2 protein-coding genes and 1 pseudogene are annotated in these 1,139 nt (G+C 66.0%); 2 read left to right on the plus strand and 1 reads right to left on the minus strand.

Annotated features, from left to right (window positions below):
* The coding region (locus AB1609_11310; protein ID MEW6047053.1) for an SDR family oxidoreductase at positions 1-337 on the plus strand (337 nt) is incomplete at its 5' end.
* A gap of 188 nt (positions 338-525) precedes the next feature.
* Here the strand turns inward: AB1609_11310 and AB1609_11315 are convergent.
* Positions 526-757 (minus strand): annotated as a pseudogene (locus AB1609_11315) (DUF4160 domain-containing protein).
* 201 nt (positions 758-958) lie between these two features.
* On the opposite strand from AB1609_11315, the gene AB1609_11320 reads away from it, so the two are divergent.
* Positions 959-1,139 (plus strand): hypothetical protein (locus tag AB1609_11320; GenBank protein ID MEW6047054.1); only part of this gene is annotated, 181 nt, incomplete at its 3' end.

Raw genomic sequence — 1,139 nt, forward strand, 5'->3', positions numbered from 1 at the left:
GCGGGTTATCAACATGGGCGCCTTCTACCTGGCGCCGTCGGACCCGGCTTTGTTGACGCGCCTTGCCGAAAATGCCGTGGCCAAAACGGCCCTGGCGGCCGCGACCAGAGTGATGGCCGATGAGCTTGCACCCCACATCACGGTAAACTGCGTCGCCCCTGGCCCGGTGGGGGCCGATCACCCGATGCGGGAGCTGACAGCTCATTTCCCGGTTCCTCCCCCGGCCGATCCCGACGAGCTTGCTGATCTGGTTGCGTTTCTGTGTTCTCGCCAAGCTGGGCACCTTACAGGGCTCGCCATCCCATTCGATGGCGGGTCGACGAGGCGAATCCCGTGAGTGGTGTGATAGACCGCTCAGGGGACGGCATGGGAGTTCATTGAGGACGTGGAAGCCCTCACCGCTTCCCGAGGTTTCAGCCGACCGCCTGCGCCTCGGGAAGGGCAGGGCAGTCCGGCCGTTGATCTTGCTGGTCAATGATGAGGAAGGAGGGTCAATCGTCTTGTTCTGGCTTGCTCTGGCCCTGTTTATCGTAAAGCCCGTGCTGGGCGTTGTCCCGATGCCGCCGGTTGTTCTTCGACCATCTTGCGCAGGCGGGTTAGCTCCTGCGCAGAGAAGCCCCGAGACCGGGCCAGGCTAACGGGCTGCAGCCAGGACTTGGCATAGGCATCGTCGTGTTCGACGTGGACATGGGGCGGCTCATCGCCCTCATTGCTGAAGAAAAAGAAGCGATAGCGCCAGCCTTAAGACGGTTGGCATGATGCATCGCCTACATCTTAGCACGCGGTGGCCTGGATACAACCCTGCCGGCCAGGTCATCGGAGCCAGGGGTTGCCCCGGCTCCTCCCGGCTGCCGATCAGCAACACCACCTGCTCCAGGTCTGCGCCCGCCCGCTCGAGCTGAGGCCGGATGGTGTCGCCGGCGCCGTCCGATGCTGGCCCTGGCGGTGCGCAGCTTCCGTGGGCCTGGGGCCGGCTCAGGAGCCCCGGCCCCGGCCACTCCCCCTCATAGCGGGCGCGGGCACTGCCTACCGGGCCAGCCTGCTGCGCTGGGTGGCCCTCGTGGCAGGCGGGGTGCTTCTCGCCACGGCCGCTTACTTCAAAAGCAGCCAGGCGACGAGGGCGGCCGCAAGCCCCGCGC

The organism is Bacillota bacterium (assembly GCA_040754675.1).
Lineage (GTDB): Bacteria > Bacillota > Limnochordia > Limnochordales > Geochordaceae > Geochorda.